At 60.0% G+C, this 9,091-nt stretch carries 6 protein-coding genes; 3 read left to right on the top strand and 3 right to left on the bottom strand.

Annotated features, from left to right (window positions below; genetic code table 11):
• Positions 1-95: 95 nt before the first annotated feature.
• From HMPREF2765_RS05020 to HMPREF2765_RS05010, 3 genes are all read right to left on the bottom strand, one after another.
• Positions 96-1,481 carry an RNA polymerase sigma factor gene (locus HMPREF2765_RS05020; protein ID WP_049349549.1) on the bottom strand — a complete coding sequence of 462 codons (1,386 nt, stop codon included), beginning with the start codon at positions 1,479-1,481 and terminating at the stop codon, positions 96-98.
• Positions 1,482-1,877: 396 nt separating this feature from the next.
• Positions 1,878-3,761: a hypothetical protein gene (locus HMPREF2765_RS05015; protein WP_049342161.1), complete on the bottom strand. Its 1,884-nt coding sequence runs from the start codon at positions 3,759-3,761 to the stop codon at positions 1,878-1,880.
• Between the two features lie 207 nt (positions 3,762-3,968).
• Positions 3,969-4,874 (bottom strand): PAC2 family protein, encoded by a 906-nt coding sequence (locus tag HMPREF2765_RS05010; RefSeq protein ID WP_012903264.1) that lies wholly within the window; start codon positions 4,872-4,874, stop codon positions 3,969-3,971.
• A gap of 420 nt (positions 4,875-5,294) precedes the next feature.
• On the opposite strand from HMPREF2765_RS05010, the gene HMPREF2765_RS05005 reads away from it, so the two are divergent.
• From HMPREF2765_RS05005 to HMPREF2765_RS04995, 3 genes are all read left to right on the top strand, one after another.
• Complete coding sequence (locus HMPREF2765_RS05005; RefSeq protein WP_070604508.1) at positions 5,295-6,791, top strand: leucyl aminopeptidase; 1,497 nt, start codon at positions 5,295-5,297, stop codon at positions 6,789-6,791.
• 411 nt (positions 6,792-7,202) lie between these two features.
• A complete protein-coding gene (gene lpdA / locus HMPREF2765_RS05000; RefSeq protein WP_070604505.1) occupies positions 7,203-8,588 on the top strand; it encodes a dihydrolipoyl dehydrogenase in 1,386 nt (461 codons plus the stop codon).
• Positions 8,589-8,779: 191 nt separating this feature from the next.
• A partial coding sequence (locus HMPREF2765_RS04995) for a biotin/lipoyl-containing protein (protein ID WP_305793653.1) occupies positions 8,780-9,091 on the top strand: 312 nt, incomplete at its 3' end.

Genomic DNA, 9,091 nt, shown 5'->3' with positions numbered 1-9,091 from the left:
GGAGCGGGGGCTCCGTCCTCAAGGCGCCCCGGCGCCGCAGAGGGGGCACTCCCCCGCGAGCGGGAACCGGTGCGCCGTTGTTGGTAGTCGGAGTACTAGTCCAGGTAGTCGCGCAGTACCTGCGAACGCGACGGGTGACGGAGCTTAGACATGGTCTTGGACTCGATCTGGCGGATTCGTTCGCGGGTCACGCCGTAGACCTTGCCGATTTCGTCGAGGGTCTTGGGCTGGCCGTCGGTCATGCCGAAGCGCATTGCGACCACGCCGGCTTCACGCTCGGAGAGGGTGTCGAGTACGGAGTGGAGCTGTTCCTGCAGAAGGGTGAAGGACACTGCGTCTGCGGGGACGACTGCTTCGGAGTCTTCGATGAGGTCGCCGAATTCGGAGTCGCCGTCTTCACCGAGGGGGGTGTGCAGGGAGATGGGTTCGCGGCCGTACTTCTGGACTTCGATGACCTTTTCGGGGGTCATGTCGAGTTCCTTGCCGAGTTCTTCGGGGGTGGGTTCGCGGCCGAGGTCCTGGAGCATCTGGCGCTGCACGCGGGCGAGCTTGTTGATGACTTCTACCATGTGCACGGGGATGCGGATGGTGCGGGCCTGGTCTGCCATTGCGCGGGTGATGGCCTGGCGGATCCACCAGGTTGCGTAGGTGGAGAACTTGAAGCCCTTGGAGTAGTCGAACTTTTCGACGGCGCGGATGAGGCCGAGGTTGCCTTCCTGGATGAGGTCGAGGAAGAGCATGCCGCGGCCGGTGTAGCGCTTGGCAAGGGAGACGACGAGTCGCAGGTTGGCTTCGAGCAGGTGGTTTTTGGCTCGCTTGCCGTCGTGGACGACCCAACGCAGGGCTTTCTTGAGGTCTTTGTCCATGTCGGGGTTTTCAGCGAGCTTGTGTTCGGCGTAGAGGCCTGCTTCGATGCGCTTGGCGAGGTCGACTTCCTGCTGTGCGTTGAGCAGGGAGACTTTGCCGATTTGCTTGAGGTAGTCCTTGACGGGGTCGGCGGTTGCGCCGGGGGTGACGACGCGCTGTGCGGGTGCGTCGTCGTCGTCGTTTGCGGTGAGGACGAAGCCGGAGCCCTTGGCTGCTACTGCTTCTGCGGCCTTCTTTTCTTCTATTTTGGCTGCGGTTTCTTCGTCTTCTTCGTCGGTTTCGTCTTCGCCGTCGGTGGTTTCGAGTTCTTCGTCGAGTCCGAGGTCGAATTCGTCGTCGCTCTTTTTGCGGCGGCCACCGGTCTTGCGCTTGGTTGCGGTTTTGGTGGTGGTGGTGGTTTTGCGGGTGCGCTTGGGCTTGTCTGCCTCGGTTTCGGCAGTAGTTTCGGCAGTGGTTTCAGCACCGGTTTCGGCGGTTGCGCCGGTGGTGTCTTCGGTTGCCGCTGCGGCTTTGGTGGTTGCCTTCTTGGTGCGGGTGGTCTTGGTGGTTGTTTTTGCGACGGTTTCTTCGGTTGCGTCGCCGGTCACGGTCTTCTTGCTGGTTGCAGGTGCCACTAGAACCCTTTCTGGCTTGTGGTGGGGTGCTTTGTCTGCAAAACACCTAAGACCCTGTCAAGTCTGTGCTGGCGTCCTCGGTCGGGGTGTTTGCTGCGTTTATCCGGTTTAACGCTGTGGGGGGCGGGTTTTATTCCGCGTGCGTTGGGCGGTTTGCAGGGTTCCGTTGCTCGTTGTGTGGAGCGGTTTGAGGGCGCGTTATAGCGCATTGACTGTACGGGGTCAATATATAAGTATTGCAGATTTTTGGTTGCTTTCAACTTGACGCGCTGTTTGGGTGGCTTGTGGGCCTGGTTTTGGGTGAGTGCGGCTGTGTGCGGGAGGGGCGTGCCCGGTGGCGCGCCCCTCCCTCGTTTTGTACCTCGCTTTTAGGTGCCGGTTTTAGGTGCCGGGCTTTTAAGGTTTTCGGGGTTTGAGGGTGCTGATGGGTTCGCGGTGTGTTCCGGGTTCGCCGCAGATGGTGTATTTGATCCAGGCGGGTAGGTTGCCTGCGTTGAGGTGTACATCGAGGATGTTGAGGTCCTTTCCGAATGTGTGGCGGTGGGCTTCTTGGCGGAGCATGCGGGCGTAGGTGCTGTAGCCCTTGTACCAGTTGGCCCAGGCTTGGGTGTTGCGTAGTTCGGCGTATTCTCCGTCGGTGCTGTGGGGTGTGAGCAGGCTGGTGAGTAGTTCGAGTGCGTTGAGGCGTGCCCAGTGGGGGCTGTCTAGTTTTCCTTTGAGGGCGTTGAGGTAGTGGGTGTAGACGGCGTGGTGTTTGGTGAGGTATTCGCTGTTGGTGCAGCTTTCGTCGATTCGTTGTTGGAGGCTTTCGAGTTTGTTGTGGGCGTTGTGGTCTTTGGAGTGTTCCTCGAGGCGTGGGAGCAGGTCGCGGCTGATGGTGTTGAGTTCGGCGGCGCTGGCGAGGTCGGCGGGGGTGAGGTTTTCGAGTGCCCAGCCGTTGAGGTTGGTGTGCCGGTTGCTGCGGTTCTGTTGAATGGTGCGGCTCTGTTGGATAGTGCGGTGGGTGCGGCGGATCCAGTCTTGCCATTGCACGCATTTTTCGGGCACGGCGCGTACGTGTGGCTGTTCGGTGCCTACTGTGGCGCTGAGTGCGTGGGTGAAGCTGGCGGGGATGTAGGTTTTGCGGGTGATGCGGGTGCCGTAGCGGGGTGGTTCGAGCGGCGCGCGGTCGGTGCTGGGGTATTCGCCGCCGAAGGCGTGGTAGGTGTATTGGGCGGAGTAGTGCAGGTAGGCGAGCGCTTTTTGGGCGTGGTTGAGCCCGTAGCCGGCGAGGTAGGTGAGCATTTCGGCGGTGATGGGGTTGAGGGTTGCGGGCGCGATGGAGGCGCGTAGGTGCCCGGCGATTTCGGCGGGGATGAGTTCACGGAGTGCGTCGCCGATGGTGGGCGCGTCACCGGTGATGGGGTTGCCCGCGTTATCGACCGGGTGGGTGGTGAGCAGGTGCGCGGCGGCGTTGATGGCGGCGTCCCAGTAGCAGAGGTCGATTTGGGCTTGGCGGTAGATGGTGCGGACGCCCTGGCGGGCTTCGTCGTGGCGGGTGGTGTGGGTGTGGTCCCAGAGTTCTACGGCGTTTTCCCAGTCGTGGCGGGTTTCGGGGTTGGCTGTGGGGTCGGTGTCCCAGTGGCTGTGGGCGTAGTTGTGTTGGGCGGTGTCGGCGATGGTGTCGCCGTGGCGGGTGAGCCAGGTGTAGTAGCTGCTGTGGCGGATTTCTTCGATGGGTGCGAGGAGAGTGAGTGCTTGCTGTTCGGGGTTGAGCGCCCAGATGCTGGCGCCGCCTGCGTAGATGACGTCTTCGCAGCGTAGTTCGCTGACGATGCGCGGGTCGTGGAGCAGGTGGAGCCATGCGTTGATGGGGATTTGGGTGTCGACGTCCTGTTGGATTTCTTCGATGGCGGCAAGTTGCGCGGTGTTGGGGTGCAGTTGGCGTTGGCGTACGGTGTTGTCGCCGTCGATGATGATGGCGTAGAAGCGGGTGAGGGTTTCGCCGTTGTGGTGGGTGGGGAGTTTGGTGAAGGTTTCGTGTAGGAAGTCGGCGCGTTCGCTGTGGGTGCAGGGTTCGTCGGGTAGGTTGACGCGCAGGCTGGGGCCGAGGGTGTCATCGGTTGCGGTGAGGATGATGAGTGAGTGGTCGGGCCAGTAGCCGTGCTGGTGGAGGGCGCAGCTGAGCACGTCGTATTCGTTGCGGATGGGCGGGGGCGTGTCGTAGCCGCTGTGGAAGTGGTCGCTGTTGGGGGTATTGCCGTTGGGGATGTTGCCATTGGGGATATTATTTGCGTTCATGCCTTCACGGTGGCATGGTTTGTGCGGGTGCTCAGGTTAAACGAATAAATCTGTGGATACTTCGGTTCATGTGTCCGTTGGTTCCACAGATTTATTCGTATTGTTCGTTTGTTTACCGGGGTTTGTCCACAGCGGCGCGGGGTGCCGCGTCATATTCCGTCATGCAGAGTAAGGGCGCCCCGAGTGCTTTCCCCTACTGCGCACGCTTTACTGTTCGTCGAGGAACCGCTCGAAGAGCGCACCAATCTCGTCGCGGCTGGGCACGTTGTGCGCGTCGCGTCGCGAGAGGGGAATCGCAATATCGGAGGTGCGGAAGTTCTCGTCGTAGTTCTCTTCCATGGCCGTGATCATGCGACCGATTTCGGGGTTCTGCTTGACCTGATCGTTGATCTGGCTGTGCACGTGGCGTGCGGCTTCGCGCAGGTTCTCGGTGGGTAGGGAGAGGTGCGCCGCCATGCCCACGTGTTCGAGGGCGGTGAGGGTGCCCTGCGGCAGGTCCGCCTCCGAAATGTACTGGGGAATGTTCACGCCGAAGCCGACGGTGTCGATTCCGTTTTCGGTGAAGAGCACTTCCAACAGGTTGGTGACGGTCGCGTGCACGTCCGCGCTGGGCTTCCACGGGGAGATGCCGTGAATCAGGTCCTTGCGGGAACCGTGCGCGGTAATCGGGAAGGGGCGGGTGTGCGGCACCGGCATGGGGAATGCGGAGACCAGCACGACCAGGGATGGCTTGACCCGCTGGGCGATGGTCAGCACCGCCTTTTCGAAGCGCTGCCACTGCAGATCCGGTTCGGCACCGGTGAGCAGCAGGAACGGCTTGTCGAGGCTATCTTCTACGGCGTAGAGCTTCAGCTGCGGGTATTGCGGCGTTTCGAAATGGTCTTTTTCGTAGCGAATGTAGGGGCGGCGGGCACGGTAGTTGTGCAGCTGGTCGCTGTCGAACTCGACGATTTCAATGTTTTTGAGTTCGCTGAGTAGCACCTGTCCGAGCTGGCCGGCGGTGGAGCCTGCGTCTTGCGGGCTGGAGAGGGCGATGACGAGGGTTAGCCCGTGCATCCTGGGGTCGTCCAATATTTTGGTGTTGGCTAAGTAGAGATCTTCGGGGTTGAGCATCGTGCCTCCTCACTTCTGTCTGGTTCGCGCCGCGCACAAACGTATCTCAGCAGTTCTGTGCTCGGGGCGAAGGGGCGTCTTCTGTTATCTGACGTTTTCCTTAGTCTTTCATTTTATGCCACTACTGCCCTGTCTCGACAGTGTGCGGGCTTTTCTCGCAGTAGGTGAACTTGCTTGGTGTCTCGTCGACGTTCTTAAGGCGCTGCAGCTCGGCTTCTTGTGCATTTTTCTGTTCTGCCAGCTGTTCGGGGTGAGAGCTGAACCTCACGCCCTCCTACATATCCGTGTAGAGTAGAAGCAGTAGTCCGCGTGGCTTTGCGCGGCGGTATTCATCCTCACTCTTCGAGGGCCTACAGTTGAGTTTTTCGGGCGCGAGGATGTGCCCCGACTATTTGAGAAGACATACGCAAAGGAGTAACGATGTCTCTGTCTCTGTCTATTCACAGCACCGACCTTGAAGCGCTCGAAGCTGACGTTCTGGTTCTGGGCGTTTTGAAGGGTTCGGACGGCCCGTACCTGGCGCCGAGCTCCCTGTCTGAGGACTCTGTTGAGGGTATTAACGAGTTGCTGGAGGCGCTGGGCGCTTCGGGCGCACCCGATCAGCTGCTGCGTCTGCCTGGTCTTGAGGACACCGGTGCCGGCATTGTGGCGCTGGCGGGTCTGGGCTCTGATACCGCTGAGGGTCAGGAGCGCCTGGATGCTCTGCGTTACGCTGCCGGTTCTGCGGCTCGTCAGCTGGTTGGTTCCGCTGAGGAGGTTGCTTTCGATTTCGGCGTTTCTTCGGTAGAGGAAATTGAGGCTATTGCTCACGGCGCTGTGCTGGGCAACTTCATTGAAGAGGGTCTGCGTTTCAAGACCAAGGATTCGATCAAGGAAGAAATCGAGTCCATTCTGATTGTTTCTTCGATTGATCAGGAAGAGGCTGAAGAGGCTCTGGTGCACGGCCTGGTTCTGGGCGAGACCGCTAAGGACGCTCGCCGCCTGGTGAACCTGCCCCCGTCGCACCTGTACCCGGAGACTTTCGCTGAGTTCGCTGCTGAGGTCGCTGAGGATTACTCGAACATTGAGATTGAACTGTTCCACCACGACCGCCTGGCAGAGGAGGGCTTCGGCGGCATTTCCGGTGTTGGTCAGGGTTCGCCCCGCAAGCCGGTTCTTGCCGTTGTGAAGTACACCCCGGAGAACCCGAAGGCTCACGTTGCTCTGGTTGGTAAGGGTATCACCTTCGATACCGGTGGTAACTCGCTGAAGCCTGCCGCTTCGATGATGACCATGAAGTGCGATATGGCTGGTGCGGCATCGGTTCTGAGCGCTGTGGTTGCTTCTGCTGAGCTGGATGTTCCGGTTGCTGTGACCGGCTACCTGTGCCTGGCTGAGAACATGCCCGGCGGTCACGCGCTGCGCCCGGAGGACATTATCACCATGCGTGATGGCCGTACCGTTGAGGTGCTGAACACTGACGCTGAGGGTCGCCTGGTCATGGCTGATGGTATCGCTCTGGCTTCTGAGTCGAACCCGGACGTCATCTTGGATATCGCTACCCTGACCGGTGCCGCTATGGCTGCTCTGGGTCTGCGCACTGCGGCTCTGCTCGGTGACGAGGAGATTCGTGACCGCGTGATTGCAGCCGGCGCTGCTGCGGGTGAGTCTTACTGGCCGATGCCGCTGGAGTCCTACCTGCGCAAGAGCCTGGAGTCCCCCGTTGCTGACATCAAGAACATTGGTTCCCGCTACGGTGGCGCGCTGACTGCGGGCCTGTTCCTGAAGGAGTTCGTGGGCGAGGGCATCCCCTGGGCTCACCTGGATATTGCGGGCCCCGCGTTCAATGAGGAGTCCCCGTACGGCTTCACCCCGAAGGAAGGTACCGGCTTCGGTACCGCTACCCTGGTGAACTTCATCCAGTCGTACGCTAAGTAGTCTGCTTCGCTGGGCGCGCGCCCTAACTGGTGCATCCTAACTGGTGCGAGCCGCACAGCATAGAGCTGATCTGAGGAGGGCTTTCCGGTATTTCTACCGGGGAGCCCTCCTCTGCGTCTGTTCTTGACTGGTTCTGTGCGACCGCTGTGGTGGGGCTGTTATCTGGCTGTTCTATGACGCGCCCCTTTTCTTGCGTAGTGAAAAATTTGGGGTGTTTGGGCGATTAATCGGCTAAAACCGCCCTGAGTGAACTTAAACGACCTTCAACGGGGGTATTGTTGTATTAAGTGTTTTTCTGCGTACGTGGAGGGCGCGCGACTTTTCGAGCTCGCGGGCCTTTCGCGCATGCTGAGGAACCTACCAATAAATTGGTAAAAAGAACTCATTGCAGGGGTTTCAACCCCAACAACTATGCAAGGGAGCAATATCGTGGCTCAAGAATTCGACATCCTCATCCTCGGCGGCGGTTCCGCTGGCTACTCTGCAGCTATTCGCGCACGCCAGCTGGGCTTCACCGTCGGCCTGGTCGAGAAGGAAAAGGTCGGCGGCACCTGCCTGCACACCGGCTGTATCCCCACCAAGGCGTACCTGCACGCTGCTGAGCTGGCTGAAGATGCACGCGAGGCGTCCAAGGTTGGCGTTAACGCTGTACTGCAGTCCATCGAGATGGGCAAGGTTCGCGATTACAAGGACGGCATCGTCTCCGGTAAGTTCAAGGGTCTTGCAGGCCTGCTGAAGATGAAGGGCGTAGAGGTTATCCCCGGCGAGGGTAAGCTGACCGCTCAGGACACCATCACCGTCGGTGGTGTTGAGTACAAGGGTAAGAACATTATCCTGGCATCCGGCTCGGTCTCCAAGACCTTCGGTCTGCCCATTGAGGGTCGCGTTCTGACCTCCACTGAGGCACTGGAGATGGACTACCTGCCCAAGAGCGCTATCGTGCTCGGCGGCGGCGTGATTGGTTGCGAGTTCGCATCCATGTGGAACGCTATGGGCGTTGACGTCACCATCATCGAGGGCCTGCCGAACCTGGTTCCCAACGAGGACCCGGCAATCATCAAGGTTCTGGAGCGTGCGTTCAAGAAGCGCGGCATCAAGTTCAACACCGGCACCCTCTTCGAGAAGGTTGAGCAGGACGCTAACGGTGCTAAGGTCACCCTGGCTGACGGCAAGGTCTTCGAGGCAGAGATCGTTCTGGTCGCTGTTGGTCGTGGCCCGAACACCGCAAACATGGGCTACGAGGAGCAGGGCATCCCCATGGATCGCGGCTTCGTCCTGGCTAACGAGCGCCTGCACACCGGCGTTGGCAACATCTACGCTGTTGGCGACATCGTCCCCGGCGTTCAGCTGGCTCACCGCGGTTACCAGCAGGGTATCTTCGTTGCTGAGGAAATCGCTGGCCTGAACCCCACCATCGTTGAAGACATCAACATCCCCAAGGTCACCTTCTGTGACCCGGAGATTGCTTCTGTTGGTTACTCCGAGCCCAAGGCTAAGGAGAAGTTCGGCGCTGAGAACGTTGAGACCGCTGAGTACAACCTGGCTGGTAACGGTAAGTCCTCTATCCTCGGTGCTACCGGTATCGTGAAGGTTGTCCGCCAGAAGGACGGCCCCATCGTTGGTGTTCACGCTATTGGTAAGCGCATGGGTGAGCAGATTGGTGAGGCTCAGATGTGGGTTGCTTGGGAAGCATTCCCCGAGGACGTCGCTAAGTTCATCCACGCACACCCGACTCAGAACGAGTCCCTGGGTGAGGCTGCAATGGTCCTGAACGGCACCCCGCTGCACAGCGCATAAATTTTGCTGACTGGCGTTAGCGCGTCAGCTTAGTATTGACGACCGTTGGTCGTTAGCGGTTGCCGGGCGTATCCGCTGAACAACGCCCCTATCCGGATGCGCGTCGACGTGCTTTGACGCATACGGCGCGCATCCGGGTCGCCGCTCACATTTTTCTAGTTCAAGCATTCACAAGGAGAACGGGAAAGATTATGTCCCACACCGTAGTACTGCCCGCACTGGGCGAGTCCGTGACCGAGGGTACCGTTACCCGCTGGCTCGTTGAGGTCGGCGACACCATTGAGGTTGACGCACCCCTGGTTGAGGTTTCCACCGACAAGGTTGACACCGAGGTCCCCTCCCCCGTAGCAGGCGTTGTTGAGCAGATTCTCGTCCCCGAGGACGAGGACGTCGAGGTTGGCGCTGCTCTGGCTATCATTGGCGACGGTTCCGGCGCTGCTGCACCGGCTGCTCCCGCAGCTGCTGCTCCCGCAGCTCCCGCTCCGGTTGCTGAGGCTCCCGCA

It is taken from the genome of Rothia sp. HMSC062H08 (genome assembly GCF_001810775.1).
In the GTDB taxonomy this organism is placed as follows: domain Bacteria; phylum Actinomycetota; class Actinomycetes; order Actinomycetales; family Micrococcaceae; genus Rothia.
This window is presented reverse-complemented; position numbering and strand designations above follow the sequence as displayed.